The sequence below is a fragment of the Rhodococcus sp. 320_ES genome (assembly GCF_059691855.1).
This window is the reverse complement of sequence record NZ_JCAWAG010000001.1, coordinates 104,357-129,531: the sequence shown is the minus strand read 5'-3', so window position 1 is coordinate 129,531 and position 25,175 is coordinate 104,357. Positions and strand designations below refer to the sequence as shown.

Sequence of the window (25,175 nt, the reverse complement as noted above, 5' to 3'; positions counted from 1 at the left end):
CATCCACCATTCGTGCATTCCAAACATGCACTCCGGGCGCAGGATTGGCGCGGATGCTTGCGCTGTACTCCGCGACGTGTCATTCTCGAACACATGACAACCGGAAAGGCGGACACCGCCACCCTCGCGTGAGCGCCGCCGCAGTCCCCTCCGCAGTCGGGCGAAAGACTGCACATCCCAGTGTCGAGCAGATGGAGTCCGTTCCCGCGATGCGGGACAACTGGCTCGCGCACGGTCTGTCCACGCGGCCGTCGGATCGACCGACTGCAGAAGCAGCCGTCTCGGAACTCTACCGACACGCGGGGTTCCGCCAACCCGAGTTCGTATGGGTCCCCTCACCGCCGTCGGGTGCTGAACTGGTTGTGGCCGAACATGTTTCGACAGTCAACTCCCTGATCGACGGAGCTGCCGCCCGCCTCGCGTCCATGATCTCGCGATCGCGCGCACGGATGGACCGCCGCACGGGCAGAGCAGAACCACGGCGGTCCTTCGACAACAGGCCGCTCTGGGCAGCACGCACACAGTCACCCGGCGAGTCCGCACGACAGGGGATGAGGCCCGACGCGATTCTGCACGCAGCAGTGTGGGATTCCCTGCGCGTCAGCGTGTTCGACGGAGCGGCGTCCGCCGTGCGTTCACTGGTCCGGACGCCGACTGGACGCGTGGCATGGTACGGGCAACAGGAAGCCCACCGAGTCGCGTACTACGACATTCACCGCACCCTGGGTACAGCCGCCTTCCGCGGCATCGATCACGCCATCCTGGACACACAGAAAGCCCTGGTCGGTGCCACCGGCTGGTGGTGGGCCTTCGACCATATCTGTGTCATGTCGGAGCGGCCGCGGATCATGCGTACCGAAGCCCTGCCCGGGGGCGTCCACAACGAACGTCGTGTGCATGCACACAGCGAGCCCGCCATCGTGTTCGCAGACGGCCGGCAGGTGTACGTGGACCACGGAACCGTCGTACCCGACTGGGTCATCCACGAGCCGACGGTCGAACGCATTGCGAGAGAACGCAACATCGAGATACGCCGGTGCGCGATCGAACGAATCGGGTGGGACACCTACATCGACGAGGCCGGCCTCGAGTTGATCGACCGTACGGACGACCCCGGAAATCCCGGTGCCGCGCTATCGCTGTACGCCACCCCGGAAGCCTGGACTGGCGAGGGTCGAATCCTTCTCGTAATCAACGGATCCAGCGAACGCGACGGCCAACGGCGCCGGTATGGATTGCCCGTCCCCAACACCATGACATCCGCACTGGACGCCGCCGGATGGACTTACGGAATAACCGGCGACGACTACTCCCGTCTCGTGCGCCGCACGTGATCACTCCCCTTCGACTCACGGAGGCTTCGATGAACACACCCATGACTCTGTCTACACTCTCCGACCTCACCGGCCTCGAGGTGTTCGACTACCTCGATCGCCAGATATCGATACCTGTAATCGACGGGCTTCAAGCTCAAGGCGACCTCATCGTCATTCCACGTTCGGTCGTGAAACACGTTGGAGCGATCCCGAACACACGCACGAATGACGTACCCCGCACGGGTGTCGAACTGCTCCGCAGTTCGGTAGGCGGAAATCCCCACAACCTGGTGTGTGAGGGAGGTCGCTGCACGTGGTCCGCTCCGGTGTTCGTCCCGTCCGGTCTCGCGCTGGGGATTCTCGATGCCGAGGTCACGGCCTACCTCATTCATCCGGAGCACGGCGCGACAGGAATCGCGCCGGGGCGATACGTCATCGGCAGACAACGCGAACGCGGGGTGGGTCGACACTTTCCCTCGGCGCAGTTCGTTGCGGACTGAGTTTTTCCGGCCTGAGCAGCGGTTGTCCGCGCCGAGACAGCCAGACGGAAAGCGGTTCTTCGACAGTGGCTCACGCCCGCTGACGCTCGTCAGCCGCCGGACCCACCCATCAGCAACCGAACGGCGTTGTGAAGGCTGTCGACATCTCCACCGAAGCTGTCGCCGTGGAGAAGTCGACTCGACACCAATCCCTCCACGAGGGAGATGATGGCCACCGCGAGTGCGCGGGACGACGACGGTGCGAGTGTTGGCTGCGCTGAACGTATTTGGTCGTCGACGGCGCCCACGAAGAGAGCTCGTGAACGAGCGAACGTCTCGGCCACCTCGGGATGGGCCCGCGCTTCCAGTTGCAGTTCCAGCCTGGCCATCTGACGCAGTCCCGCGCCCCCGGACGTCCAATCGTCGACGACCGCCGCAATCGCCCTCGCGGGCTCGCGGGTCTCCTCGTCCCGATGAAGCCACGTCATGAGTGCAGTCAGCGCAGTACGGTCACGTTCGGCCAGGCGTTCTGCCGCGGCAGCGAGCAATTGCGCCCGGGTGCGGAAGTACGCACTGGACGATCCCTCCGCCAATCCGAGTGCGCGGTCCACGGCTCGATGGGTGACCCGCCGCGTTGTCGGCGACCCCAGCAGATCGATGACGGCATCGGCAATCGCCGTTCGGCGATCAGAGCTTCCAGCGTGCGATGTCGCCCCGGTGGATTGCTTTCCCGGCATGAATGCACGGTACCCACCAGCGGTGGCCGATATGATCCGTCCTACAGATGCGTCTCCATGAAGTCCGTGACGTGCTCGTGCACGGCCAGCAGATGCTCGTCGAGCAACTCGAAGTGTGTTTCGGGGTAGGAGACGACGTCCACGCCCGGTAACGTGCCGATCGCGCTGCGCACCATGGACGCCGGTGTGATCGTGTCGGACTCGGCGACGATCACGCGCACGGGACACCGCACGTTGCGAATCTTGTCTGCCACGGACCACCTGGCCATGTTCCACAGCGAGCCCACCGTCACTTCGTTCCGAAAGTTCGGCGCTTCGATCGACATGGATTCGATCCAGTCCACTGCGCCGTCTGAGTTCATCGCGGCGAGACGTCCGGGCGCTCCGGCGATCGGGATCATGCGATCCGGGCGGCCGAACGGACGGGTCAGCAGGTGGCGAGTCACCGCCCAGACGACGCGCGGTTCGATCGACGGTCGAAGGCGGATGAACGGCACGATGGCTACCGCAGCGCGCACACGCGCATCGTCGGCGGCCACAGCGATGGTGTGACTGCCGGCGAGGCTCGGCCCCCACACCCCCAGGCGAACGGGGTCGACAGACGGGTGCTCCGCCACTGCGGTGAGAGCCTGTCTGTAGCTGCGCGCCTGCTGCGGCGGGTCGATGTGCTGTCGAGGCATTCCGTCGCTGTCCCCGAAATTCGGATAGTCCCAAATGAACCCGGCGATGCCACGCGCAGCTAGGGCACGCGAAAAGGTCGGCAACAACATCTCTTTCACGCCCCCGAACCCGGATGCCCCCACCGCTGCGGGGAACGGCCCGTCGGAATGGGCGGGGAGCGTGAGGACTCCGCGACACGTCACCCCGTCGACGGAGAACGTGATGCGTTCTTCGCGAAATGCGTTCATCGTCGGCCCATTTTCGGCCGCGTCACCCGTGTGTTCCCCAGCATCTCGGTCACGCCCCCCGTGTCCTCTTTCTACAAATGTAGAAGGGGGACGGTACTGATCGCGCAGAACCGTGTCAACGAATTTCGACGGTCGGTTCGACGCTCACGACGGTGGTGAGGCTGTTCGCGATGTAGCACTGCTCGTGGGCCTTGTGCATCAACCGCTCGATCCGCTCCGCGGTTGCTCCCCGAACGACCACAACCGGTCTTAACACGATGTGGGTCAATCGCATCGGAAGCTCGTCCTCCGGCATCACGCCCTCCGCCTCGTCCCGGTATTCGAGCACCTCGACTTTCGAACGAGCTGCCACCGCGAGGAACGACAGGAGTTGGCACGAGCTCGCGGCAGCAACCAACAGCTCTTCCGGGTTCGGTAACGCTGCGGTGCCGCGGAAGGCGGGGTCGGCGCTCAGCGCAATGGTCTTGCCGCTCAGGGTGACGTCGTGGTCACGGCTGTAATGGTCGTAGTCCTGCGTGTGACCTGTCCAGTGCAGCGTGCTGGTGTACGAGTGCGTGGTCATGGTGCGACGGTAGGCTGCGCAGTCACACCTGCCGCCGCAAGCAGAAGCGCCAATTCCTCCTCGACTCTGTCCAGCGCCCTGGTGCTCCGCTGGGCTTTGCACAGCAGCAACGCGCCTTCGATGGCCGACAGCGACATCGTGGCCAGACCCCGAGCGCGGTCGTAGGGAAGCCCGCCCTGCCAGAGGGACGCTGCAATCGCGTCCTCCCACGAGGTGAACGTCTCCCCCGCCGCCGCCAAGGCCGCTGGACTCTGCGGTCCTTCGATGGCGACGGCTGCCACCGGACACCCAGCTGCAAAGTCGGTGGCCACCAACTGGTCTCGGAAGCCGGCGATGATGGCTTCGAGAGTTCGGGCCGGGCCGAGGGAGGCCAATCCAGCAGAAATCATCGAGCCCATGAATGCACCGGCCGATTTCGTCGCCTCTTCGACCAACTGCGGACGCCCGTGCGGGAAGTGGTGGTAAACGGAACCTCGCGGGGCACCGGCATGATCGAGGACGTCGGCGAGCGATGTCGCTTCGACTCCCCGTTCCCGGAACAAGTCGACTGCACTGCGCAGCATGTCCTCGCGTGCAGTCGAACGCCTCGGCACGGGGCTCCCATCCAGTCCAAGTGTGCTATGTCAGCCTCCATAGTACGACGCCTTCGCATGGTGTCCGCACTGCGTCTAGCCCACGGAGTCGGACTTGCCGACCAACAGCACACTCGGACCACCCGACCGGAACCGCGGCAGGAAAATCGCGACCGCCGCCGCGCACAGAAGTGAGGCTGCGACCGTCACGTAGGACGCCAGCTGAAACCCCTGCAGCGACGCCTCTTTCATTTCTCTGATCAGATTCGTCTTCGCTCCGTCGAACAGCGACGGGGTGGGCGTCTTCACTATTTCGATCACGCTGATGACGGTTTCGCGGGCGAAACTCTTCTGCTCCTGGTTCATCAGGGTGTCCGGAACCGCGTCGACGATCGGTCGAACTTCGGTGGTGTAGATCGAGGCCATGATCGAGCCCAGCACCGCCACACCCAGAGTCCCCCCGACCTCACGGGTGGTGTCGTTGACAGCCGAGCCAGCTCCGGCCTCGCCCAACGACACGGACGACATGATCGACTCGGTCGCCGGCCCTTGCACGATCGCCAAGCCCAGTCCCATCAAGACCATGGACAGCAGAACCGGACCGAGGTAGGGAGTATCGACCTTCGTCTGACCTGCCAGGAACATTCCAGCGCTCATGACGACAAGACCGGTGACAATCACCGCGTTGGTGCCGACGCGCTGGGCGATCACCGTGGCGAGTGGAGCGCCCACGGCAATGGACGCAGCAAACGGGAGGGTGTGCAGTCCGAACTGGAGGGGAGACAGTTCCATCACACCCTGGAAATACTGCGTGATCATGAACAGAAATCCGAACATGCTGAAGTAGGCAACGCCGATCGACATCGCGGGCAGAGAAAAGTGTCGGATGCGAAAGAGCGTCATGTCCAGGATGGGCGACGGGCACCGCCGTTCCCACCACACGAATGCCGCGAGCACGATTGCAGCGATCACATAGGTCGCCAACGAAATTGCCGACAGCCAGCCGCGATGCGGCGCTTCGATGATGGCCCACACCAGACCTGTCACACCCACCAAGGAGAGAACGAGACCCACGGTGTCGAATTTCCCCACGTGATCGGCCTTGGATTCCGGAACTGCCACCAGCACTCCGACCAGAACCGCGAGCGCTACCGGGACGTTGATCCAGAACACCGAATGCCAGGAGAAATGTTCCAGCAAGAATCCGCCCGCACTAGGCCCGATCGCAATAGCGAAGCCGGCCATTGCGGTCCAGGCCGCAATCGCGAGTGCTCGTTCCTTGGCATCGGTGGAGATGTTGATGATCAGCGCCAGCGTCGCTGGGAAGATCGCCGCAGCGCATACCCCCATGGCGGCTCGTGCCGCGACGACTTCTCCGAGGCCGGTTGCGAACGCGCCTGCCACCGACATCGCCGCGATGCCGACCAGCCCGAACGCCATGATCCGACGACGGCCGAACCGATCGCCCAGGTGGCCGAATGCGAGCAGAAGTCCGGCGAACGTCAGCGTGTACGCGTCGACGACCCACTGCAATCCACTGAAGCTGGTCTGGAGTTGTACGCCCATGGTGGGCAACGCAACGTTCACGATCGTGTTGTCCAGAACGACCAGCAACTCTGCGGCGCAAATGACCAAGAGTGCGATCCACCGCCGGTGAACCTGCTTCGGAGTGCGCACTCCGTCGATTTCCGTTGCCATGGACTCGTCCGTTCTATGTAGACCTACATACTATGGACGAAAAGTAACTGGTACTGCTCTTAATAGCAACCGGCAGAGCTATACAACCTGCGACTCAACCGCGTCGAGCGGGCAGACCTCGGGCCACGAGATCGTCGACGAACCGGCGCGTCAAAGCGTCGGTTCGCGCACCCACCGACACGACCACCGATCGCCGCAGCGGAGGGCGCAAAGGCCTCACGATGCCGGCGAATCGGGTCGGCAGTGCGCTGGTCGGAACAAGCGCAACGCCAAAACCGCGTGAGCGAGTTGCGCTGCCGTACTTGCGTTTCGGGTATGAGTGACGGCCTCGAGTTGCACACCCTCGGCGGTCGCAACGGCATCGAACCATGTCCGTAGACCGTTCGATGGGTGGTAGTGGACGATGGGGCTCTCGGCGAGATCGGACCAGGCCAGAGCGGACCTGTCGGCGAGATCGAGTCCCTCGGGGACGACGGCGACGATGTCCTCGGTGCCGATCTCGGTGGTGAATCCGGCCCCGCTCACCGGTGCCGGGCCCACCGCGATGTCCGCGTCACCGTTGTCGATCGCCTCCGCCATCGCATCCGCGCTGGAGAATTCGGTCAGATCCAGCCCGATGTGCGGGTATTTGCGGGTCCACTTCCGCAGTGTCGGCGCCAGCACCGGGACGGTCATGCTCTCCGCGCACGCGATCCGTAACCGGCCCTCGTCACCAAGTGCGGCGGCGCGTCCGGTCCGCACCACCCGATCGGCCGCCGCCAAAGTGGTGCGCGCGTCGGCGAGAACGGCGCGTCCGGTCGGAGAGGGACGCACTCCTCGCGGAAGTCGTTCCAGGAGAGGCGTTCCTATCTCCGCTTCCAACGACGCGAGCTGATGTGACAATGCGGGCTGGGACAGGTGCAACTGCGCTGCCCCGCCGGTGACGGAACCGGCATCCACCACGGCTACGAAGCATTCGAGCGCGCGCAGGGTCGGCATCGGTCGAGAGTATGCGAGACCCGGACTTGCGCGGGGTCACCGGTCCCCGTCGCTGCCGAGGAAACGACGGGTGTGTTGGACCGAGGTCGCGGCGAACTCGATCGATTGTCCGGAGCCGGCGCGGCCGTCGTAGGTTCCGGTGAAGTGCCCCCGGAAGATCAACCGTGCGGTGAACGTGTCACCCGCGACGTGGAGGTCTGCGAGTTCGCACGTCAGATCGGGCACTGCGGCGCGGAAGGTGTTCGAGGCGACGACGGGTCCGGTAGGACCCTGTGGCCTGCCGGTCGGCAACGTGTTGTCGACGAACGTGGAGTCCACCGCCCGGTCCAGATATGCCGCATCACCGGAATTCCAGAACGTGTACAGCGTCTGCGCAATTCGCACCACCTGGCGAGTGCGGTCCGTGACCGGTGATCGGCCGACGTTCACCGTGCCGGGCACGACGAGATCGGGCGAAGGATCCACCAGAGGCAGGTCTGCAGGTCCACCGGTCGTAGCGGAGGAGCACGACGCGACGGACAGTGCAAGGGCGGCGAATGCGCCGAGGATGACCGCACGCTTCACGCCAACCGCCCTCCCCCGTCGACGTGCAACGTCACACCGGTGACGAAAAAGTTCGTCAGCAAGGACAGTGCCGCCGCGGCGATGTCCGACGGTTGACCCACTCGGCGTGCAGGATTGGTGCGGGCAGTGTCCGCGAACAGGTCACTCTTGCCTGCGCCCATCGCATCCCACGCTCCGGAATCGACGATGCCGGGTGACAGAGCGTTGACCCGCGTGGGTGCAAGTTCGACGGCGAGGGCTTCGGCCAGAAAGGCCACTGCCCCGTTCGTCGTCGACATCACCGACAGTCCGGGCGCAGGTTTCCACGCGGCGACACCGGAGAAGAACAGGAACGACCCGCCCTCGCGTACGAGTGGCGCAAAGTGCTTGGCCAGCAGCAATGGGCCGATCACTTTGGCGTCGAATGCGTTACGTACAGCTGCACTCTCGAGATCGGCCAGGGGGCCGTTCGCATGATCGGCCGCGAGACTCACGACATGGTCGACTTCCCCGACCGTGGCTGCGGCCGCCGAGATGGAAGATTCGTCGGCCAGATCGATCACCACAGAAGACGCTCGTGGCCCCAATTCCTCGGCCGCAGCGTCGAGCGCACCGGGGCGTCGACCGGCGAGGATGACCTCACCGCCGACGTCGATGATCGACTTCGCGATCGACCGTCCGATTCCCGACGCTCCGCTGACCAGAAGTACTCGCATGACGACCCTTTCGTTGACTTCGTTCTCGGATCGAGTCAACCAAGTCGGTGCCGATCGAACAATCGATAGTTCGGTCCCTTCACATAGATAATGTCTATGGCAAAGCGCAGCTCGTACCTTCGGGCGCAGATGCCGGACCGGGCTGACCGATTCGAACATCGATGCCACATGGAGCAGGGTGGACTCCGCATGCCTCCTGAGCTTCGATGACCATGTACCCCCTAGGGGTATCAGTTGCTATGGTCGAGGGTATGCACGCCACGGGTGCTCGCCTCCGGCGATCAACAGCCCCGGCCGCGGGGCTGTTGATCGCCCTGACGGTGTTCGGCGTGCTGCTCATGCACTCGGCGCACCCGGTCATGTCGATGCCCGCGCCGACGGGCGCTGCCGATGCATCCATGGCGTCGCCTTGGACCCACGAAAGCTCGGTTCCAGTCGCGTTCGGTGAGCACCACAACCCGTCCGCTCACCAGATGATGCACCCCTGCTTGGGCACCACTGCGTCATGGCCTGCGCTCATCGCACCGATCGCCGACAAGACGTCCGCGCCGACGACACCGACGAATGGGCTCGGACATCGCATCGATGGGGCGCAGGAGCGCGCGCCCCCGTGGGCGCTGTGGGAGTTGGACGAATCGGTGACTTTGCGAGTGTGACAGGGGACCTCGGTCGACGCGTGTCGGCGACCGAACACGTCAGCGGTATCCCCTTCGTTCATTCACTCTTGCAAGGAGTTTCACATGCGTACCAAACTAGTTGCCTCGATCGGTGCCGGCATCGTCGGCGCCGTTCTCGTCGTCGGCTGCAGCAACGATTCGACCGAGGCGTCGATGGACGGACACTCGATGGGTTCGATGTCGTCCATGCCTTCGACGTCCGAGTCCTCGACCACATCGGCCCAATTCGACGATGCGGACGTGATGTTCGCGCAGATGATGTACCCGCACCACGCACAGGCCGTCGAGATGGCAGACATGACCGACGGCCGAACCGACAATCCGGATGTGCTCTCGCTGGCGTCGGCCATCGCGGGCGCCCAGAAGCCGGAAATGGACCAGCTGACAGGCTTTCTCAGCGCGTGGGGCCAGCCTGCACCCTCGTCCGACATGGGGGCGATGGACGGCATGGACCACAGCTCGGGCAGCGGCATGATGAGCCGGCAAGACATGGATTCCCTGACCACTGTCTCGGGTGCGGAGTTCGACCGACAGTGGTTGACCATGATGATCGCTCATCACACAGGCGCGATCGAGATGGCGAACCGAGAGATCGCGGACGGGTCCAACCCCGATGCGCAGAACATGGCCCGCTCGATCGCGTCGACGCAACAGCAGGAGATCCGAAAGATGCAGCGACTGCTCGGCTGACCTCGCTCTCCCGAAACCGACAGGACTGCGTCAGAGCGCGAGAACTGACGGGCGCCGCGTCGCGGTCACCGGGACCGGGTGCTCGTGGATGTGAGTGCAGTGGCTGTCGTCGTCAGTGCTTTCACCGCGGCACCCGGGTCCCGGCTGTACTGGGCATGGACCGTCGCGCCGTCGACCGCCACACCCAGGGCCCGGGCAGTACGCGCCCGGTGCGGACCGGGGGGCAACGTGTCCTTGATGGCAGCCACCATGTCGACCTTGTGTCGCGACGCGATCTCGTAGACCTCGGGCAACTCGGCTCCCAACTCGTTGACACTGTTGATGAATGCGCACCCTCGGAACGAGTCCGCGCTCAACCACTCCTCGACTGCGGACACGACGGGCGACCGCCCGCGTCCACCCGCCGAGGCGTAGCGCACGAGAGCATCGCGGAACCACTGCATCCATCTCTCGTGCCTCAGATCGAGAAAAGCAATGATCAGCACGTTCTTGCTGGAGAAGTGACGGTAGAACGTCACCTTCGTGACCCCCGCGTCCGCTATCACCCTGTCGATTCCGGTCGCGCGGATTCCGTTGCGATAGAACAGTCGGTAGGCAGTGCACAAGATTCGTTCTCGCGCAGGCAGAGACGGCAGGTCCACCTCGGGGTCGAGGACGTCGATGTCGGTCACGAGTCGATTGTAGACAGCTCTGTTCACATCCGATCGCATTTCATGTAGACGAGGTTGTCTACATGCGCTAGGTTCGCATGCATGTAGACAGCACTGTCTACCGAATCCTCCCGGCCCACAGAAAGAGACACCGATGACCGCACCAGCGTCCACAGAACCTAGACCTCCGGTTCCGCCCTTCTCCGCGGACTCTGCAGCGCTCAAGGCCCGACGTGCCGAGGACGCATGGAACACCTGCGATCCCCGGGCCGTGTCGTTGAGCTACTCCCTCGACAGTCGCTGGCGGAATCGCTCGCAGTTCGTCACGGGCCGCGACGAAATCGTGAAGCTCTTGTCCGACAAATGGAACCGCGAGCACGAGTACCGACTGATCAAGGAACTGTGGGCCCACAGCGACGACCGGATCGCGGTGCGCTTCGCGTACGAGTACCACAACGATGCCGGCGAGTGGTTCCGCGCCTACGGCAACGAGAACTGGCAGTTCGACGAATTCGGGTTGATGACCGAGCGCCACGCCAGCATCAACGACGTACCGATCAGGGAAGGCGATCGCCTGTTCTTGTGGGACCGTAGCGGCCCCCGGCCGGTCGATCATCCCGGACTGACCGAGCTCGGTCTCTGACCTGAGCATCCGCTGCGGAGCCTGGATCCTCGATCGAGGCCGTGACACCATCGCGGATGTGATCATCGAACACGCCCTCCTGCCCGTCGTTCCAGGACGTGAGGACGAATTCGAGGCGGCATTCGCGACTGCGAGGTCGATTATTTCGTCCATGCCCGGCTTCGTCGATCTCAGTTTGACGCGCGGAATCGAGCGCCCGTCGACCTATCTTCTCCTGGTCCGATGGGACACGCTCGAGGACCACACCGAGGGCTTTCGCGGTTCAGCCGACTACGCGAGATGGCGTGATCTTCTCCATCACTTCTACTCACCGTTTCCGGAAGTCGAGCACTTCGGTGAAGTGTCGACACCGACACCCGGTTGTTAGCTGGGAACACCAGCGTCCCTTCTGCGTGCTACATATGACCGGTGTCTTCCCAGCCCGCCATCTTCGCCGTCCTCGACCTGTCGGGCACGTTCGTCTTTGCACTGAACGGTGCTTTGACCGCCCTGCGCGCGACACGGTTGGACGTGGTGGGAGTGATTGCCCTCGGCATGACGACGGCGTTGGGCGGTGGGGTTATTCGCGACCTCTGCCTCGGCTACACACCACCCGCCACGTTCCAGGACTGGCGGTACTTCGCTCTGGCGCTGGCCGGCGCGATCATCGCGTTTCTGCTGAGCCGAATGCTCGGCAAGGTCCGCACCTCCATTCTTGTTCTCGACGCGGTCGGTCTGGGTGTGTTCGCCGTGCTCGGGGCAAGCAAGGCAATCGAATTCGGCCTCGGCGTCGCCCCTGCGCTCGCACTCGGGGTGATATCGGCCGTGGGCGGCGGCACGATCCGCGATGTCATGGTCGGTCAGGTCCCCACCGTTCTGCGCGCCGAGCTCTACGCCGTGCCCGCGCTAGTGGCAGCCGCTCTCACGATCGCCGCCATTCACCTCGAGATCTACGGAACCGCATCAGCGGTCGGCGCCGTGGCGGTGTGCTTCGCCATCCGCGTGATCGGTGCACGGCGACGGTGGAATGCCCCGAACCCGCCCGCGTACAGATGGGAGCGCGGATCCGAGTCGTAGTGCATGGCACCGCCGACCACACCTCGATCCAGCAGCTATGCGCCTTTGGATGTCACTGGGCCTAGGGCCCGAGCAAGTAGTTTCCGACCACGCGGGACAACTGGGACACGAAGACGTCGTCGTCGATTACGGAGCCCAAAAATGATGAGCCGTAACTGGTTCGGATGACGAGACCGGAAAAGGCAACATCGAACGCCATTCGAAGCGCCAACTCCCGGCCGGCGCTGTGAGACTCGGGTACCGACGGTCGCAGCACCTCCGCGAATCTCGCGCCCATTCCGCGCGCCAGGACACTCCCTCGTCGATTGATCTCGGGATGAACGCCGGAGATGAGGATCACCGATCGAAGGAAGGCAGCGTGCTGAGCGAAGGTTTGCACCATCGCAGCGACGGCCGACGACACCGCATCGCTCGGATCTAGATCACGCCACTTCGCGACCTCGAACAACTCGTCGCGATCCGCTTCGACGGCGGCCATCTTTCGTTCGTAGACGGCAAGAAAAAGCCCGTCCTTGGTGTTCACACGTTCGTACACAGCGCGCGGCGCGACCATCGCACGGTCGCATACGGCCGCGATCGTGAACGCGTCGTAGCCGCCTTCTTCCACGATTGCGACACCCGCGTCGAGAATCCGGTCCCATGCCTCACGGCTCCGTTGCTGCCTGGGGAGCCTGATGGCCAAGACATCCTCGGAGCGGTTGGACGGTCGGTTCATGGCACGCAACTCCGTTGTCGGTGAGATTTCTTCCGATTGTGTCAGGCACGCGAACACCGTGACGCGAGACACATCAATCTGATACCGTAGTGCTTGCTACGGTTTCTGAGATCCGCCGCGAGAACGACGTGGCCGCTCGCGAGACGTCGTCCATCGAGCCCGAAGTGCATTCGGATAGAGCAGATTTCATCGCTGGACACACCGAACAAGACACCCGAATCGAGTCGTCGAGCAGGTCGACGAAAGGAGCCGATCGAATGACCGGAACACCAACACCACGAGGCCGCGTGGCCGTCGTCGGTGCCGGCCCAGCAGGAATGGCGACCGCACTGTCGGTACACCAGGCCGGCCATGACGTACTGCTGCTCGAGCGATACAAGCAGGCTCGTCCCGCCGGAAACATCTTGAATCTGTGGCCACCACCCATCAAGGCGCTGCGACTCATGGGCGTCGACACCAAGGATCTCGGCGCACCGTGCGCAACCGAATTCCGCAGTGCCACAGGCCGTCGACGGGTCAAGATCGACATGCCGCAGGACATCGTCGACGAATACGGCGGTGGGTTCATCGGCTTGTTGCGCCCGGAGCTTTACGAACGGCTCCTGTCCGCCCTCCCGAGCGAAGCACTGCAGGTGAACCGCGGGGTCGAGGGCTTCGTGCAGGACGAGCACGGAGTCACCCTGACGATGTCCGACGGCAGCGTCGAACACGTCGACGTGCTGGTCGGAGCAGACGGCATCGATTCGATGGTCCGCCGAACATTGTGGGGTGACACACCCAAGCGCGAACACAACTTGCACGTATTCGGCGGGTTCACGTTCGACGAAGTCCCCAGTGCGACAGCAGGTATGTGCATCCTTTCGCACAGTCGCACAGTCCAGGGGGCCTGGACGTCCATCCGCAATCACGGTCGAAGCGGCTTCCAGTGGTGGATGCTGGCCGCACACGACGCGTCCTCCGAGTTTCAGGGCGACCTGCATGCCGAAGCCACCCGACTCGGAGCCCAATTCGTATCGCCTATTCCAGAACTCATTCGGTCGACATCACCGAGCGACGTGCAGCGGTGGCCTATCCGCGACCGAAAGCCGCTGAAGCAGTGGTCGATCGGACGCGTCACGCTGGTCGGAGATGCGGCCCACCCGACGTCTCCGTACGCAGCCTACGGAGCCGGAATGGCAACGGAGGACGGCTACTTCCTCGGCAGGCGACTGGCAGGCGTCGATCTGTCCGATCACAACGCCGTCGAAACCGCGTTGAAGGCATTCGAAGGGCCACGGCGACCCCACACTGCACGCCAGTCCCAGCAGGCCTACGTTCTCGGACAGATATTCCACCAGACCCCGCGTCCGCTCCGCGCACTTCGCGACCTCGTTCTCGATCGCACCCCGCTGCTCCAGAAAGTGGTCGGGGAATCGAGCCCCAAGGAAATCCTGGATCAACTCGCGTTGATCGATGCGGCCGAAAGAGAGTTCCACAACATGTTGGCCTGACCTTCTGGACCGCTGGCCCTAAGGCGTTGCGGCACTCGATGTTACCGACGCGGACGCACGCGGCGGAACTGCGCGCGATGGAGCAGGGATACCGCTGACAGGAGCAGTTGTTCGCGCGTGTCATCGCCGAGGGCTCGCTGGCCCCGGCCAGAACACGAGTCAGGGCGGTCACCTACCAGGGCGCGATCGACGCCATGCTCGCCGAACTCCTGGTGCACGGTCCGGGCACTCGCTGCTGACTGGCAATCTTCTGCCAGTGTGCTGAAATTTCGCCGGTCTCTCAGGTGCGCTCGCAATCATGGAATCAGCGGCGACCACTCCGGTCGCCCGCGATTGCAGGAGGAAAAACCGATGATCAAGCGCACGAAAACCGTTGTTGCGGTCGGCACCTTGGCACTGGCCCTGACCGGGGCAGGTGCGGGAATCGCGGCGGCTCAGACCACCACACCCGACGCCCCGGCCGGCCAGCATCACCGCGGTTTGCGCGCAGTCGAACAAGTTGAGTTCACCGTGCACACCAAGAACGGCGACAAGGTCGTCGACGTTCAGCACGGAACGGTCACCGCGGTCGACGCCACCTCGGTCACCGTGCAGTCGGTCGACGGATACAGCGCCACCTACACCCTCGATGCGAACACCAAGGTTGCCAAGAACAAAAGCGCCGCCGGGATCGGCGACATTGCGGTCAACGATCGAATTCGACTGCGGGCGATCAAGACCGGCAGCGCGGACACCGCCAAGCACATCGCCGACGCCGGCCCCGGGAAGTAGCGCCTCGCCCTACTCCGCGTCGTCCGCCGGCAGATCGGCGAAGGCCTTCTTGACGCCGTTGTACCAGCCGAGGGACTTCTTCGGATGGCGCCAACGGCCCTTCATGTCGTCGCGGGCGGGAACGTGTGCGGTGTCGCCCGCACGCACCAGATCCTTCAGATGCTGGTCCTGCGCCTGAATGATCTTGTCGGCACTGTCGGCTCGGTGAGCCAGGTCGCACGGGCCACCGAGGTCTTTGCAGGTCATGGTCTTCATGATTTCCCCTTCTCTTGTCACACCGGCCGGTCCCGGTGCGTCACAGTGATGACGATCCCGACGAGGAAAGTGTGACCATCATGGTGAGCGAGCATCAACTGCACGACGGATTCGAGGCCGAACGCCCACGCCTGCAGCGCATTGCCGAGCGAATCCTCGGCGACCACGATGCGGCCCGTGACGTGGTGCAGCAGGCATGGCTTCGACTGCACGCCACCGACGACACGGTCGAGAACTTGGCGGGCTGGCTCACGACGGTCACCTCCCGGCTGTGCCTGGACCGACTACGGGCGCGCACGCCGATCCCCGCCGAGAACATCGACGTCGAGGAGACCGCACCCGACCCTGCCGACGACGTGATCTTGGCCGACGCCGTCGGCGTCGCGCTGCAGGTGGTGCTCGACAGACTGACGCCGGCCGAGCGAGTGGCCTTCGTTCTGCACGACAGCTTCGGCGTCGAGTTCGATCTGATTGCCTCGATGCTCGACACCACTCCGGTCGCCGCTCGCAAGCTGGCCTCGCGTGCCCGGAGCAAGGTGCGACCGGCGTCGGCCGGCGACGCCCTGGCCGACTGGGAGATCGTGGACGCGTTCATGGCCGCAGCACGGGAGGGCGACTTCGCGCGATTGCTGGAACTGCTGTCGCCCGACGTGGTGGTCTCCGCCGATGCTGCGGCGAGCGCGCTGGGCACGCCCGACCGGATGGAAGGCCGCGACCAGGTGGCCACGTTCTTCAATGGCGCTGCCGCCGCGGCGTTTCCGGTGTTCGTCGAGGATCGTCCGGGAGCGGCGTGGATCAACCGCGGCACGATCATGGTCGCGTTCGACTTCACCATCGAGGCCGGGCGGGTGCGCAGCTTGCGGTTCCGCGCTGCCGACGACGTGCTGGCCGGAGTACGTCGGCGCAACGGTGGAGTCTGATCCGCCGGCGTCCTGCTACGGCGTCAGGGTGGAATTCATAATACGGTCGGAATCAGGATCGGTGCGTTCACCGACAGATGCAGCACCATGCACGCCGGGAGAGTGCGCCGGACTGCGTAGAGGACGTAGATGGCAGCGGTTCCGGCCCCCGCGGTCCACAGCCACTGCACCCCGAAGAAGGGCACGTTCTTCCACTACTTCCCCACCAAGCTCGACGTGTTGGTCGCCGTGCTGGAGACCGGAGTGGCCAACCTGCGCGAGGCGTTCGACACCATCGAGCAGCGCACGAGCGGTTTGTCGGCGATCGAGGAGTACGCCGATCAGGCGGGTGCGGAAATGGCCGACCCCGCGTTCGCGACTTTCGTCGGCGGTTGTCGTCCGTCGAGCGAGATCCGCGAGTCGCCGAGGTTCTGGCCGCCGAGGCCGCGATCATCGACGACTTCATGAGGCGACACGTGTCCGCAGGCCGGGACACCGGAGAGATACGCACCGACGTGCCCGCCGCAGAACTGTCGACGTGGATCAGGTGGATAGTCGACGGCGCCGCCGCCGGAGCGGCGACCACCGGCGCCGCACCCGACACGTCGGTGGTCTCCTCGATTCGAGCTGTCGCGGTCAGCGACCGCGGCGCGCGTGCAGCGCCCTGATCGGCTCGGCGAACTGCGCGACGGGACCGTCGACGACGGGGTTCTCGATCAGAGAGGTGATCGGCAATCCGACGATGCCCAGCGACGGCATGCCCAATTCGACCATCCACGTCCGCAGTTGCTCGGTGGACGTGGCGTAGACGATCTTTCCGAGCCCCGCGAGTCCGTGGGCGGCTGCGCACATCGCGCAGTGCTCGCCCGACGTGTAGACCACGGTGTCGCGCCGATCCTCGGGTGAGAGGTTGTCGATCGCCCAGCGAACGATCGCGAACTCCGGATGTCGCGTGGCGTCGCCTGCTCCGGTGCGGTTGCGGTCCTCGAACAACACCGTCCCGTCCTGCGAGACGAGCACCGAACCGAACGGAGCATCACCGGCGTCGACGGCCTCCGTCGCGAGGTCCACGCAGCGCTGCAGGTGGGTGAGGTCGGTCTCGTTCATGTGGCTCTCCCGTCGAAGTGGTGCGTGGTCAACAGTATTCGACGCTCCCCTGCCCTAGGCTCGATCCATGACCACGCCGGACTTCTACGCCGAAATGCGCGGCCTGCGTCTCGAGCGAGTGCTCGACGCCTCGGTGGAGATCATCACCGATCGGGGGTGGGACGGCCTCAGCATGACCGAGGTCGCGAAGCGGTCCGGGGTCCCCCGGCAAAGCCTCTACAAGGAGGTGGGGACCCGAACCGACCTCGGCCGAGCCGTGGTGGACCGCGAGGTGGTGCGCTTCCTCGACCTGGTGGGCACTGGTCTGTCGGCGCACCCCGACAGCTTCGAGGACGGGATCTCGGCCGCCGTGCGCGGCGTGCTCGAGCACGGCCGATCCAACGCGGCCCTCGCGGCCGTCCTACAGCCGGGACACGACTCCGGCCTCCTCGCTCTCGTCACGGTCAACCCCGATGCCGTGTTGGGTCAGGCGAGTGCGGCGGTCGCCGCGTTGGTGGGAGACCGCGCGCCGGAAGCGTTGGTCGACTGCGTGGTGCGGCTGACGCTGAGTCATCTGGTGCAACCGACCGTCGACGTCGACGAGGCAGTCGACCGCATCGACCGGGTGGTCCGCGGGTTCCAATGATCCCGCGGCCCAGTCACATTCACCGTCTAGAGATCGAGCACCAGCTTTCGCGACAATGACCGCGACACACACATCATGACTGTGTCCCCGCGCTCACGCTCGGCGCGCGAGAGTACGGAGTCGCGGTGGTCGGGAGTTCCGTCCAGGACGTCGGCCTCGCACGTGCCACAGATCCCCTCCATGCACGACCCCATCACGTCGGCACCGGCCTTCTCGACCGCATCGAAGATCGACGTCCCCTCGGGGACCGTGACCGTCACCCCGGTGCGGGCGCATTCGACGTCGAAGGAATCGAGTGCGCCGTCCGGTGCGTCGACGGTCTTGGGCGCGAATCGCTCCAGATGCAGACTGCCGTCGGGCCATGCGGCACAGCCGTTCTCGACCGCGTCGAGCAGCACGTCCGGGCCGCAGCAGTAGACGAGCGTGTCCGGGCTCGGGGTGCCGAGCACCGTCTCGAGGTCGAAACGCTCTCCGCGTTCGTCCTTGGCCCAGACCGTCACTCGGTCGTCGCCGTCGAACTCGTCGAGGAAGGCCATCGACGATCGGGATCGGCCGACGTAGACCAGGTTCCATGTCGCTCCCGCCGCCTCGGCCGCGGCGATCATGGGACGGATCGGGGTGATACCGATACCCCCGGCGACGAACAGGTAGTGCGGTGACGGAACCAGCGCGAAGTGGTTGAGTGGTCCCCTCGCCTCGAGCGTGGCTCCGCCCTGCAGGTGATCGTGCACGTGCACCGATCCGCCACGGCCGTTCGGCTCACGAAGCACGGCGACCGTCCAGGACTTTTCGTCCGACGGGTCCCCGCACAGCGAGTAGTGCCTGGTCAGGCCCGGACGGAGGGTCAACTCGACGTGGGCGCCCGGCGTCCAGGCCGGCAGCGTCCCGCCGGCAGCATCGGCGAGCACCAGTTCGACGACGCCCTCGGCGGCGGTACGCCGCTGCGAGACCCGCACGTCGAGCCGGGTCCGCTCGGCGGCGTCGCGACGTGGCGCAGGAGGGGCCTTACGTTCGGTCTGCCGGCGGGCGCGGTACGTACCGTGCTCGCGGCGCTCGCCGCCCTTCGGCGTGAGAGTCACCATCATCGAGCTGTAGCCACGCACGAAGTTCGACTGCACGCGCGTCGGCTCGTCCAGAACTTCGATGTCGTCGAATCGGGTAAGCAATTCCTCCCACAGAATGCGCAGCTGCATCTCCGCCAGTCGGCTGCCCATGCATCGATGCGTACCGATCCCGAACGCCAAGTGATGACGCGCATTTCGCCTGTCGATGACGAACCTGTCGGGGTCGTCGAAGGTGCGCTCGTCGCGGTTGGCCGAGGCGTACCACATGACGACCTTGTCGCCCTTGCGGATGAACTGACCGTTCAAAACCGTGTCGCGAGTGGCGATTCGGCGCATGTAGGCCAGCGGCGTCTGCCACCGAAGGATCTCGTGGACCATCTTCGTCACCAGGCTCGGATCGGACCTGAGACGGTCGAACTGCTCGGGGAACTGGTTGAGTGCCAGCAGTCCGCCGGTCATCGAGTTCCGGGTGGTGTCGTTGCCACCGATGACGAGCAGAACGATGTTGCCCAGGAATTCCATCGGTCGATCGATCAGGTCCTTGGTGTCCTCGGAGAGCTGCATGAGCGTGATCAGGTCGTAGCCCGGCTTCTCGCCGGCGGCGAGACGCGCGGCCTTGTCGTGCCACAGCGCGCTGAAGCTCTTCGCTGCCTCCGCAGCCGCTCGGTAGGCCTGATCGGTGTCGGTGCCGCCGCCGGTCGCCGACGCACTCGCCGCCACCAGATCGGTCCACTCCACCAGCTTCCGACGGTCCTCGTAGGGGAAGTCGAGCAGCGTCGCGAGCATGCGAGACGTCAGCTCGACACTCACCCGGTCGACCCAGTCGAACGGCTCTCCCACCGGAAGTTCGTCGAGGACTTCCGCGACCCGTGAGCGGATCAGCCCTTCCATCTCCTCCAGGTTCTGCGGTGCGACAACGCCCTGCACCGCGCCGCGCTGCTGATCGTGGCGCGGCGGATCCATCGCGATGAACATCTCGATGTCGAGGCCCTCCGGCGGCTCACCGAGGATGATCTGCGGTTCGGCGGAGAAGGTCTCGAAATCCTTGTCGACCGTGACGATGTCGTCGTAGCGGGTCACCGACCAGAACGGTCCGAAGGCGCTGTCTGCCCGGTAGTGCACGGGCGACTCCGCGCGCAGCCTCCTGAAGTACGACTCCCACGACCCCTGACGCCACAGAAACGGGTTGCTGACGTCGATGTCGGTGAGCTCGAGTTCCGCCACGTCGGGTATCTGGGTCTCGCGGAAGTGCGGCTGATCGTCGCCGACGACGCGCTTCTTGGCGCGCTGGTACAGGTGCAAACCCTGGATCTGACGCTCCATCGGGATCACTGCCTGCGCTCTGGTGACGACTTTGTCGAGAACACCCATGACGACGACCTCTCTCTCGGGATCCGCACCCCGTGGACACAAGAGGAGCATACGTCGCTATTGGCGACAATATGGCACTTTTTGTCGCATCGGAAAGAAAACCGTGCTCAGGCGGGCAGTCGAGGTTGCTGCTGAGTGATGCAGTGGATGCCGCCGCCTCGGTCGAAGATCGGCCGAGCGTCCACTGTCGTGACCCGCCTGCCGGGGTAGGCGTCCGCCAGGACGTCGCGGGCGACGCTGTCCGCCGCCTCGTCCCCGAAGCCACACGCGATCACGCCGCCGTTCACGACGTGGTGGTTGACGTAGCTCCAGTCGACGAAGCCGTGCGCGTCCCGCAGCGTCGGCGGCGCGGGCACGTCCACGATGTCCCACGCGCGGCCGGCGGCGTCCGTCGCGGCGTCCAGTACGGCGCGCACCTCGCGGGTGACCCGGTGGTCCGGATGGGACGCATCGTTCTGCGCGTGCAGGAGCACTCGGCCGGGCGACGGAATCGTGGCCACGATGTCGACGTGCCCATTGGTTCCCATGTCGTCGTAGTCGCGAGTCAGTCCGCACGGCAGCCAGATCGGGTGCGTTGCACCGATGGTTCGCCTCAACTCGACTTCGACGCGCGATCTGTCGGCGTACGGATTTCGGCGCGGGTCGAGTTGCACTGTCTCGGTGAGCAATACGGTCCCCTCACCGTCGACGTGGATGCCCCCACCCTCGTTGACGAGAAGCGAGCTGACCAGTTCGGCCCCAACCCGCTGTGCGACGACCCGCGCGATCTCCGCCGACTTGGTCCACTCCGCCCAGTCCGGAGAGCCCCAGCCGTTGAACGTCCAGTCGACCGCCCCGAGCACACCCGGACGTTCGTCGTCGACCACGAAGGTCGGACCGACGTCGCGCATCCAGAACTCGTCGAGCGGCGCCTCCACGATGTCGATGTCCGCCGACAACATGCGCCGGGCGCGATCGATCTCGGAGGAGTCGACGATCATGCCGACGGGTTCGAACTCGAGGACGGCATGCGCGACGGCCGTCCAGGCCGCGTAGCACTCCTCCCGCCCGGCGGCGGAGTCGCCCAACGTGATTCCCTCCCGGGGAAAGGCCATCCACGTCCGGTCGTGGGGAGTCGTTTCGGAAGGCATGCGCCAGGACATCGTCACCGTCTCTCGTCGGACATCGGTCGTGTGGTCGGCCGGGCCGATGCGACGAGCATCGCCAGGCCCAGTTCGAATGCGCGGGTGGCCACGGGGTCGGCAGGGTCTTCCCGGGCCAGGGTGTCGTACGCAGCGGCCAGGCGCGGGAAGTCCTCTTCCTGACCCACCGGGTCGAAGACCACGCTGGGCCCCGACATGTCCAGAACGCTTCCCAGGATGAAGGATTCGAACGCGGTCAGCAGCGGGAGCACCTCCGCGCTCGACCATCCGGCGGTCTCCGCCGCGATGGCGAAATCCTCGTACTCCGCCAAGAGCACCGGCGTCGACACGCGTGTCGTCATGAGCAGCGGTACCGCACGATGGTGCCGCGCGAAGGCCGAGCGGTAGGACCGCGCCCATGCGAGCAACCCGTCCTCCCATGCCAATTCGCGCAGCGGCGCCGAATCGATGCGCGCCGAGACCAGGGCCCGAACGTCTTCGATCATCGCCGCCCGGTCCGGCACGTGGTTGTACAGCGAGGTGGGATTGACTCCGAGTTTCTGCGCGACGCCGCGCACGCTGGCACCGTCGGCACCCTGCTTGTCGATCAGCGCCAAGGCGGTGCGCGCGATCAGATCTCGACTCAATATCGCCCGTGATGGTCGTGCGATGGCCGCCTCCTTCGAACGCCGGTACGGGTGGACCCCATTCCTAAAACATACATTGTATGTTTTAGTTCTGTCATGACTTCTCCGAGTTTCACCGTCGTCGAGGCGAGCGTGCAGGACCTGCGCGGTGCGCTCGATCGCGGCGCGGTCACCAGCGTCGAACTCGTTGCGCGCTTTCTGAATCGGATCGGCCGTTACGACCGATCCGGGATCGCTCTCAACGCGGTACCGGTGCTGAACCCGGCGGCGTTCGACGAGGCGCGCGACGCCGACTCGAGACGGGCATCGGGACTGACCACGGGAATGCTCGACGGCATCCCCTACACCGCCAAAGCCAGCTACAAGGTTCGCGGCCTCCCCGTGACCGGTGGATCACCGGCCTTCGCCGAACTGGTTGCCGACGACGACGCATTCGCCGTTGCGCAGTTGCGCGCCGCCGGAGCGATCTGCCTGGGCCTGACGACCATGCCCCCACTCGCTGCCGGCGGAATGCAGCGGGGGCTCTACGGTCGCGCCGAGAGCCCGTACTCCGCCGAGTTCCTGACGTCCGCGTTCGGGTCAGGATCGTCCAACGGCTCGGGAACGGCGACTGCAGCGAGTTTCGCCGCGTTCGGCCTCGCCGAGGAAACGTGGTCGTCCGGTCGCGCTCCCGCGTCCAACAACGCGCTCGTCGCGTACACGCCGTCCCGCGGCGTGATCTCGGTCAGGGGTAACTGGCCGCTGGTGCCCACCATGGATGTGGTTGTGCCTCATACCCGTTCGGTGGACGATCTGCTCCATCTCCTCGATGCCGTCGTCGCGGACGATCCGGTCACCGAGGGTGATCTGTGGCGGCAGCAGAAGTGGATCGACCTACCGGCTGCGTCGGCGATACGACCGGATTCCTACGCCGATCTCCCACCGTTGCCGCTGAACGGGATTCGGCTCGCGGTACCGCGGCTCTACCTGGGCACGGACCCCAACAGCGCCTATCCGATCCACCCGCGCGAGTCGGTGATGCGCTTGTGGCACAGCATGTACGACGATCTACGCGCGGCCGGAGCCGAGATCGTCGAGACCGACTTTCCCGTGGTGGAGAACTACGAGGGCCTGCATCCCGATTCACGGACGATGGTCGACCGCGGGCTCGTACCCGCGGAGTTCCCGGGGCGCGAACTGGGCGAGCTCTCGATGTGGGCGATGGACACGTTCGTTCGCTCGGTGGACCAGCCCGGGCTGCGGAGCCTGGCCGAGGCCGACGCGTCCCGGATCTTTCCGGTACCCACCGGCTCGCTGCCCGATCGGTACGGGGTTCTCCCGTTCGACACCGCCTACGATCTCGCGGACTACGTCCGCCGGGCGGCCGACGGGGTGGCACCGTTCGACGAGATCCCGTCGATCGAGGCCGGCATGCGCGGACTCGAAGAGGTGCGGCGGGTCGACTTCGAACAGTGGTTGCAGGACAGCAACGTCGACGCGGTCGTCTTCCCCGCTGCCGCCGACGTCGGACCGGCAGATGCCGACACCGCTCCGGCATCGGCAGACATCGCCTGGCGCAACGGAGTGTGGGTGTCCAACGGAAACCTCGTCCCCCGCCATCTGGGCATTCCTACCGTGACCGTGCCGATGGGGACGATGGACGACACCGGTATGCCCGTGGGCCTGACGATCGCCGGCCCCGCCTACGCCGACACCGTGCTGCTGCGACTCGCACGCTCCGTCGAGGCCACTCGCTCGCGGCGGACTCTGCCGCCGCGTACACCTGCCCTGACGGACGAGCAGGTGTTCTCCTCGCCGGCGCACGCCGCGAACGGTGACCTGACCGTCGCCGTCACCGGGGTCCGTCTCGACGGCGATCGTCTTCGATTCGCCGTCGAGGTCACCGCCGGCGTGGCGGACGAGATCGAAGCGTTCGTCGACGGAGTTCGAATCGACCTCGACATCAATGCATGCGGCGCAGTCCCGATCGCGCCGGGTACGTACGACGCGCCGCACAGTGAATGGCGTAGGCCGTACGGACCGTCGATCGTCGCCGTTGCGCGCTCGGCAGGCGGAGCCGTCGCCGGAGCGACGGCCACGACGGACGGCTCGCCCTACTGAGGCAACTGTCTCGCCCCCAGTGACCGCGAGATCACCCGTGCGGCAGTGCGCAGAGCCGGAACCAACGGCTTCGGGTCGGAGTCGACCGAGACGGCGACCGACAGGGCAGCGACGACACAGCCACCGGCGTCGGTGAGGGGAACCGCCACGGCCACGGTCACCTCGTCGAGATGCCGGTCGCACACGACGAACCCGTCGCGGCGAACGTCACCGAGCAACCGACGCAGACCGTGTTCGGTCACGACGGTGTTGCGTGCGAGTGTGGGCAAGCCCGCGGCCAGAACGGCGTCGAGAAGGGCGCCGCCGCCGTGCGCGAGAAGAACGAGTCCACCGCTCGATGCGTGAATGGGCAGTCGACCTCCGGCGCGCCCTTTGAGCCGGACGGCGTCGCGGCCGTGAATGCGCTCGACGTACAACGCTTCGGTGCCCTCGAGAACGACGAGTTGAACGTTCTCGTGCGTTGCCTCGTACAGGTCCTCCATGACCGGCAGGGCAGCGTCCCGCAGTCCGCGTGATCGTGGTGCGAGAGAACCGACTTCCCACAACCGGACCCCAACTTGGTAGCGGCCGTCGTCGCGACGTTCGAGGGCGCCGAGCCGGGTCAGTTCGCTGCAGATTCGGTGCACCGTGGGCAGCGGAAGGTCCGTGCGCCGGCTGATGTCGGACTGGGACAGCACGGGGTGATCGACACCGAACGTCGTCAGCACCGACGCAGCCCGCGCAAGCATGCTGCGCGGGGTGCTCGTCATGGCTCGAGAGTAGTCACCGAGAGCAGCAGTTACAGA

Annotated in this window: 31 protein-coding genes; 15 read left to right on the top strand and 16 right to left on the bottom strand. The window is 65.2% G+C overall.

Annotation, left to right across the window (positions count from 1 at the left end; all coding sequences use genetic code 11):
• Positions 1 to 191 precede the first annotated feature (191 nt).
• Both AC59JP_RS00610 and AC59JP_RS00605 read left to right on the top strand, forming a co-directional pair.
• A complete protein-coding gene (locus AC59JP_RS00610) occupies positions 192 to 1,334 on the top strand; it encodes a DUF6745 domain-containing protein (RefSeq protein ID WP_497323693.1) in 1,143 nt (380 codons plus the stop codon).
• Positions 1,335 to 1,363: 29 nt separating this feature from the next.
• The gene (locus AC59JP_RS00605) at positions 1,364 to 1,816 is read left to right on the top strand and encodes a DUF8820 family protein (RefSeq protein ID WP_497323692.1); all 453 of its coding nucleotides are present in this window, start codon (positions 1,364 to 1,366) and stop codon (positions 1,814 to 1,816) included.
• 89 nt (positions 1,817 to 1,905) lie between these two features.
• On the opposite strand, the gene AC59JP_RS00600 is transcribed toward AC59JP_RS00605, so the two are convergent.
• The 8 genes from AC59JP_RS00600 to AC59JP_RS00565 form a co-directional block, all read right to left on the bottom strand.
• Complete coding sequence (locus tag AC59JP_RS00600) at positions 1,906 to 2,532, bottom strand: TetR/AcrR family transcriptional regulator (RefSeq protein ID WP_497323691.1); 627 nt, start codon at positions 2,530 to 2,532, stop codon at positions 1,906 to 1,908.
• A 41-nt stretch (positions 2,533 to 2,573) separates the two neighbouring features.
• On the bottom strand, positions 2,574 to 3,440 hold the full coding sequence (locus tag AC59JP_RS00595; protein ID WP_497323690.1) for an alpha/beta hydrolase: 867 nt from the start codon (positions 3,438 to 3,440) through the stop codon (positions 2,574 to 2,576).
• A 115-nt stretch (positions 3,441 to 3,555) separates the two neighbouring features.
• A complete protein-coding gene (locus AC59JP_RS00590; protein WP_497323689.1) occupies positions 3,556 to 4,002 on the bottom strand; it encodes an OsmC family protein in 447 nt (148 codons plus the stop codon).
• Positions 3,999 to 4,595 (bottom strand): TetR/AcrR family transcriptional regulator, encoded by a 597-nt coding sequence (locus AC59JP_RS00585; RefSeq protein ID WP_497323688.1) that lies wholly within the window; start codon positions 4,593 to 4,595, stop codon positions 3,999 to 4,001. Before AC59JP_RS00585 ends, AC59JP_RS00590 begins: the two co-directional genes overlap by 4 nt.
• Positions 4,596 to 4,670: 75 nt before the next feature.
• Positions 4,671 to 6,272 (bottom strand): MFS transporter, encoded by a 1,602-nt coding sequence (locus AC59JP_RS00580; protein ID WP_497323686.1) that lies wholly within the window; start codon positions 6,270 to 6,272, stop codon positions 4,671 to 4,673.
• A gap of 216 nt (positions 6,273 to 6,488) precedes the next feature.
• Positions 6,489 to 7,250 (bottom strand): LysR family transcriptional regulator, encoded by a 762-nt coding sequence (locus tag AC59JP_RS00575; RefSeq protein WP_497323684.1) that lies wholly within the window; start codon positions 7,248 to 7,250, stop codon positions 6,489 to 6,491.
• A 36-nt stretch (positions 7,251 to 7,286) separates the two neighbouring features.
• The gene (locus AC59JP_RS00570; protein WP_497323683.1) at positions 7,287 to 7,814 is read right to left on the bottom strand and encodes an ester cyclase; all 528 of its coding nucleotides are present in this window, start codon (positions 7,812 to 7,814) and stop codon (positions 7,287 to 7,289) included.
• Positions 7,811 to 8,509 carry an SDR family oxidoreductase gene (locus AC59JP_RS00565; RefSeq protein ID WP_497323682.1) on the bottom strand — a complete coding sequence of 233 codons (699 nt, stop codon included), beginning with the start codon at positions 8,507 to 8,509 and terminating at the stop codon, positions 7,811 to 7,813. The genes AC59JP_RS00570 and AC59JP_RS00565 overlap by 4 nt, the downstream gene beginning before the upstream one ends.
• Before the next feature lie 251 nt (positions 8,510 to 8,760).
• Between AC59JP_RS00565 and AC59JP_RS00560 the strand changes: the two genes are divergently transcribed.
• Both AC59JP_RS00560 and AC59JP_RS00555 read left to right on the top strand, forming a co-directional pair.
• A complete protein-coding gene (locus tag AC59JP_RS00560; RefSeq protein ID WP_497323681.1) occupies positions 8,761 to 9,165 on the top strand; it encodes a DUF6153 family protein in 405 nt (134 codons plus the stop codon).
• A gap of 84 nt (positions 9,166 to 9,249) precedes the next feature.
• Positions 9,250 to 9,876: a DUF305 domain-containing protein gene (locus AC59JP_RS00555; RefSeq protein ID WP_497323680.1), complete on the top strand. Its 627-nt coding sequence runs from the start codon at positions 9,250 to 9,252 to the stop codon at positions 9,874 to 9,876.
• A 65-nt stretch (positions 9,877 to 9,941) separates the two neighbouring features.
• Here the strand turns inward: AC59JP_RS00555 and AC59JP_RS00550 are convergent, their stop codons facing one another.
• A complete protein-coding gene (locus tag AC59JP_RS00550; RefSeq protein WP_497323679.1) occupies positions 9,942 to 10,547 on the bottom strand; it encodes a TetR/AcrR family transcriptional regulator in 606 nt (201 codons plus the stop codon).
• Positions 10,548 to 10,680: 133 nt separating this feature from the next.
• Here AC59JP_RS00550 and AC59JP_RS00545 point away from each other — a divergent pair, with 133 nt between their 5' ends.
• Genes AC59JP_RS00545 through AC59JP_RS00535 form a run of 3 tightly spaced genes read left to right on the top strand, consistent with a single transcriptional unit; the run spans position 10,681 to position 12,225 of the window.
• On the top strand, positions 10,681 to 11,169 hold the full coding sequence (locus AC59JP_RS00545) for a nuclear transport factor 2 family protein (protein WP_497323678.1): 489 nt from the start codon (positions 10,681 to 10,683) through the stop codon (positions 11,167 to 11,169).
• 58 nt (positions 11,170 to 11,227) lie between these two features.
• Complete coding sequence (locus tag AC59JP_RS00540; protein ID WP_497323677.1) at positions 11,228 to 11,536, top strand: antibiotic biosynthesis monooxygenase family protein; 309 nt, start codon at positions 11,228 to 11,230, stop codon at positions 11,534 to 11,536.
• 41 nt (positions 11,537 to 11,577) lie between these two features.
• Complete coding sequence (locus AC59JP_RS00535) at positions 11,578 to 12,225, top strand: trimeric intracellular cation channel family protein (protein ID WP_497323676.1); 648 nt, start codon at positions 11,578 to 11,580, stop codon at positions 12,223 to 12,225.
• Between the two features lie 61 nt (positions 12,226 to 12,286).
• Here AC59JP_RS00535 and AC59JP_RS00530 read toward each other — a convergent pair whose 3' ends face one another.
• The gene (locus AC59JP_RS00530) at positions 12,287 to 12,940 is read right to left on the bottom strand and encodes a TetR/AcrR family transcriptional regulator (RefSeq protein ID WP_497323675.1); all 654 of its coding nucleotides are present in this window, start codon (positions 12,938 to 12,940) and stop codon (positions 12,287 to 12,289) included.
• Positions 12,941 to 13,197: 257 nt separating this feature from the next.
• Between AC59JP_RS00530 and AC59JP_RS00525 the strand changes: the two genes are divergently transcribed.
• The 3 genes from AC59JP_RS00525 to AC59JP_RS00515 all read left to right on the top strand — a co-directional run bounded on the left by AC59JP_RS00525 (position 13,198) and on the right by AC59JP_RS00515 (position 15,201).
• Positions 13,198 to 14,430 carry an FAD-dependent oxidoreductase gene (locus AC59JP_RS00525; protein WP_497323674.1) on the top strand — a complete coding sequence of 411 codons (1,233 nt, stop codon included), beginning with the start codon at positions 13,198 to 13,200 and terminating at the stop codon, positions 14,428 to 14,430.
• Between the two features lie 107 nt (positions 14,431 to 14,537).
• Positions 14,538 to 14,669: a hypothetical protein gene (locus AC59JP_RS00520; RefSeq protein ID WP_497323673.1), complete on the top strand. Its 132-nt coding sequence runs from the start codon at positions 14,538 to 14,540 to the stop codon at positions 14,667 to 14,669.
• 112 nt (positions 14,670 to 14,781) lie between these two features.
• Positions 14,782 to 15,201, top strand: coding sequence for a hypothetical protein (locus AC59JP_RS00515; RefSeq protein ID WP_497323672.1), 420 nt, complete (start codon positions 14,782 to 14,784; stop codon positions 15,199 to 15,201).
• Between the two features lie 9 nt (positions 15,202 to 15,210).
• Here the strand turns inward: AC59JP_RS00515 and AC59JP_RS00510 are convergent, their stop codons facing one another.
• On the bottom strand, positions 15,211 to 15,456 hold the full coding sequence (locus AC59JP_RS00510; RefSeq protein ID WP_497323671.1) for a DUF1059 domain-containing protein: 246 nt from the start codon (positions 15,454 to 15,456) through the stop codon (positions 15,211 to 15,213).
• Positions 15,457 to 15,536: 80 nt separating this feature from the next.
• Between AC59JP_RS00510 and AC59JP_RS00505 the strand changes: the two genes are divergently transcribed.
• The 3 genes from AC59JP_RS00505 (at position 15,537) to AC59JP_RS00495 (ending at position 17,023) form a co-directional block, all read left to right on the top strand.
• Entirely contained in the window at positions 15,537 to 16,376 is an 840-nt protein-coding gene (locus AC59JP_RS00505) for a sigma-70 family RNA polymerase sigma factor (protein WP_497324823.1), read from the top strand.
• A gap of 129 nt (positions 16,377 to 16,505) precedes the next feature.
• Entirely contained in the window at positions 16,506 to 16,823 is a 318-nt protein-coding gene (locus AC59JP_RS00500; protein ID WP_497323670.1) for a TetR/AcrR family transcriptional regulator, read from the top strand.
• Positions 16,824 to 16,831: 8 nt separating this feature from the next.
• Positions 16,832 to 17,023 (top strand): hypothetical protein, encoded by a 192-nt coding sequence (locus tag AC59JP_RS00495; RefSeq protein WP_497323669.1) that lies wholly within the window; start codon positions 16,832 to 16,834, stop codon positions 17,021 to 17,023.
• On the opposite strand, the gene AC59JP_RS00490 is transcribed toward AC59JP_RS00495, so the two are convergent.
• Positions 16,992 to 17,462, bottom strand: a complete 471-nt coding sequence (locus tag AC59JP_RS00490) for a nucleoside deaminase (protein ID WP_497323668.1) — start codon at positions 17,460 to 17,462, stop codon at positions 16,992 to 16,994. The genes AC59JP_RS00495 and AC59JP_RS00490 overlap by 32 nt on opposite strands.
• Positions 17,463 to 17,529: 67 nt before the next feature.
• Between AC59JP_RS00490 and AC59JP_RS00485 the strand changes: the two genes are divergently transcribed.
• Complete coding sequence (locus tag AC59JP_RS00485) at positions 17,530 to 18,087, top strand: TetR/AcrR family transcriptional regulator (protein WP_497323667.1); 558 nt, start codon at positions 17,530 to 17,532, stop codon at positions 18,085 to 18,087.
• A 26-nt stretch (positions 18,088 to 18,113) separates the two neighbouring features.
• Here the strand turns inward: AC59JP_RS00485 and AC59JP_RS00480 are convergent, their stop codons facing one another.
• From AC59JP_RS00480 to AC59JP_RS00470, 3 genes are all read right to left on the bottom strand, one after another.
• Positions 18,114 to 20,522 carry a cytochrome P450/oxidoreductase gene (locus tag AC59JP_RS00480; protein ID WP_497323666.1) on the bottom strand — a complete coding sequence of 803 codons (2,409 nt, stop codon included), beginning with the start codon at positions 20,520 to 20,522 and terminating at the stop codon, positions 18,114 to 18,116.
• Positions 20,523 to 20,629: 107 nt separating this feature from the next.
• The gene (locus AC59JP_RS00475) at positions 20,630 to 21,664 is read right to left on the bottom strand and encodes an agmatine deiminase family protein (RefSeq protein WP_497324822.1); all 1,035 of its coding nucleotides are present in this window, start codon (positions 21,662 to 21,664) and stop codon (positions 20,630 to 20,632) included.
• A gap of 2 nt (positions 21,665 to 21,666) precedes the next feature.
• Entirely contained in the window at positions 21,667 to 22,290 is a 624-nt protein-coding gene (locus AC59JP_RS00470; RefSeq protein ID WP_497323665.1) for a TetR/AcrR family transcriptional regulator C-terminal domain-containing protein, read from the bottom strand.
• Between the two features lie 96 nt (positions 22,291 to 22,386).
• Between AC59JP_RS00470 and AC59JP_RS00465 the strand changes: the two genes are divergently transcribed.
• Complete coding sequence (locus AC59JP_RS00465) at positions 22,387 to 24,390, top strand: amidase (RefSeq protein ID WP_497323664.1); 2,004 nt, start codon at positions 22,387 to 22,389, stop codon at positions 24,388 to 24,390.
• On the opposite strand, the gene AC59JP_RS00460 is transcribed toward AC59JP_RS00465, so the two are convergent.
• Positions 24,384 to 25,139 carry an IclR family transcriptional regulator gene (locus AC59JP_RS00460; RefSeq protein WP_497323663.1) on the bottom strand — a complete coding sequence of 252 codons (756 nt, stop codon included), beginning with the start codon at positions 25,137 to 25,139 and terminating at the stop codon, positions 24,384 to 24,386. The two genes, AC59JP_RS00465 and AC59JP_RS00460, sit on opposite strands and share 7 nt — an antisense overlap.
• Positions 25,140 to 25,175: the final 36 nt, after the last annotated feature.

What these genes read in the sequence shown, in the direction of transcription:
- AC59JP_RS00490 (WP_497323668.1), bottom strand. Translation starts at nt 17,462, where the DNA reads ATGAACGAGACCGACCTCACCCACCTGCAGCGCTGCGTGGACCTCGCG.
- AC59JP_RS00460 (WP_497323663.1), bottom strand. Translation starts at nt 25,139, where the DNA reads ATGACGAGCACCCCGCGCAGCATGCTTGCGCGGGCTGCGTCGGTGCTG.
- AC59JP_RS00510 (WP_497323671.1), bottom strand. Translation starts at nt 15,456, where the DNA reads ATGAAGACCATGACCTGCAAAGACCTCGGTGGCCCGTGCGACCTGGCT.
- AC59JP_RS00505 (WP_497324823.1), top strand. Translation starts at nt 15,537, where the DNA reads ATGGTGAGCGAGCATCAACTGCACGACGGATTCGAGGCCGAACGCCCA.
- AC59JP_RS00525 (WP_497323674.1), top strand. Translation starts at nt 13,198, where the DNA reads ATGACCGGAACACCAACACCACGAGGCCGCGTGGCCGTCGTCGGTGCC.
- AC59JP_RS00590 (WP_497323689.1), bottom strand. Translation starts at nt 4,002, where the DNA reads ATGACCACGCACTCGTACACCAGCACGCTGCACTGGACAGGTCACACG.
- AC59JP_RS00480 (WP_497323666.1), bottom strand. Translation starts at nt 20,522, where the DNA reads ATGGGTGTTCTCGACAAAGTCGTCACCAGAGCGCAGGCAGTGATCCCG.
- AC59JP_RS00560 (WP_497323681.1), top strand. Translation starts at nt 8,761, where the DNA reads ATGCACGCCACGGGTGCTCGCCTCCGGCGATCAACAGCCCCGGCCGCG.
- AC59JP_RS00575 (WP_497323684.1), bottom strand. Translation starts at nt 7,250, where the DNA reads ATGCCGACCCTGCGCGCGCTCGAATGCTTCGTAGCCGTGGTGGATGCC.
- AC59JP_RS00610 (WP_497323693.1), top strand. Translation starts at nt 192, where the DNA reads ATGGAGTCCGTTCCCGCGATGCGGGACAACTGGCTCGCGCACGGTCTG.
- AC59JP_RS00515 (WP_497323672.1), top strand. Translation starts at nt 14,782, where the DNA reads ATGATCAAGCGCACGAAAACCGTTGTTGCGGTCGGCACCTTGGCACTG.
- AC59JP_RS00605 (WP_497323692.1), top strand. Translation starts at nt 1,364, where the DNA reads ATGAACACACCCATGACTCTGTCTACACTCTCCGACCTCACCGGCCTC.
- AC59JP_RS00465 (WP_497323664.1), top strand. Translation starts at nt 22,387, where the DNA reads ATGACTTCTCCGAGTTTCACCGTCGTCGAGGCGAGCGTGCAGGACCTG.
- AC59JP_RS00565 (WP_497323682.1), bottom strand. Translation starts at nt 8,509, where the DNA reads ATGCGAGTACTTCTGGTCAGCGGAGCGTCGGGAATCGGACGGTCGATC.
- AC59JP_RS00475 (WP_497324822.1), bottom strand. Translation starts at nt 21,664, where the DNA reads ATGTCCTGGCGCATGCCTTCCGAAACGACTCCCCACGACCGGACGTGG.
- AC59JP_RS00555 (WP_497323680.1), top strand. Translation starts at nt 9,250, where the DNA reads ATGCGTACCAAACTAGTTGCCTCGATCGGTGCCGGCATCGTCGGCGCC.
- AC59JP_RS00500 (WP_497323670.1), top strand. Translation starts at nt 16,506, where the DNA reads ATGGCAGCGGTTCCGGCCCCCGCGGTCCACAGCCACTGCACCCCGAAG.
- AC59JP_RS00485 (WP_497323667.1), top strand. Translation starts at nt 17,530, where the DNA reads ATGACCACGCCGGACTTCTACGCCGAAATGCGCGGCCTGCGTCTCGAG.
- AC59JP_RS00595 (WP_497323690.1), bottom strand. Translation starts at nt 3,440, where the DNA reads ATGAACGCATTTCGCGAAGAACGCATCACGTTCTCCGTCGACGGGGTG.
- AC59JP_RS00545 (WP_497323678.1), top strand. Translation starts at nt 10,681, where the DNA reads ATGACCGCACCAGCGTCCACAGAACCTAGACCTCCGGTTCCGCCCTTC.
- AC59JP_RS00580 (WP_497323686.1), bottom strand. Translation starts at nt 6,272, where the DNA reads ATGGCAACGGAAATCGACGGAGTGCGCACTCCGAAGCAGGTTCACCGG.
- AC59JP_RS00530 (WP_497323675.1), bottom strand. Translation starts at nt 12,940, where the DNA reads ATGAACCGACCGTCCAACCGCTCCGAGGATGTCTTGGCCATCAGGCTC.
- AC59JP_RS00600 (WP_497323691.1), bottom strand. Translation starts at nt 2,532, where the DNA reads ATGCCGGGAAAGCAATCCACCGGGGCGACATCGCACGCTGGAAGCTCT.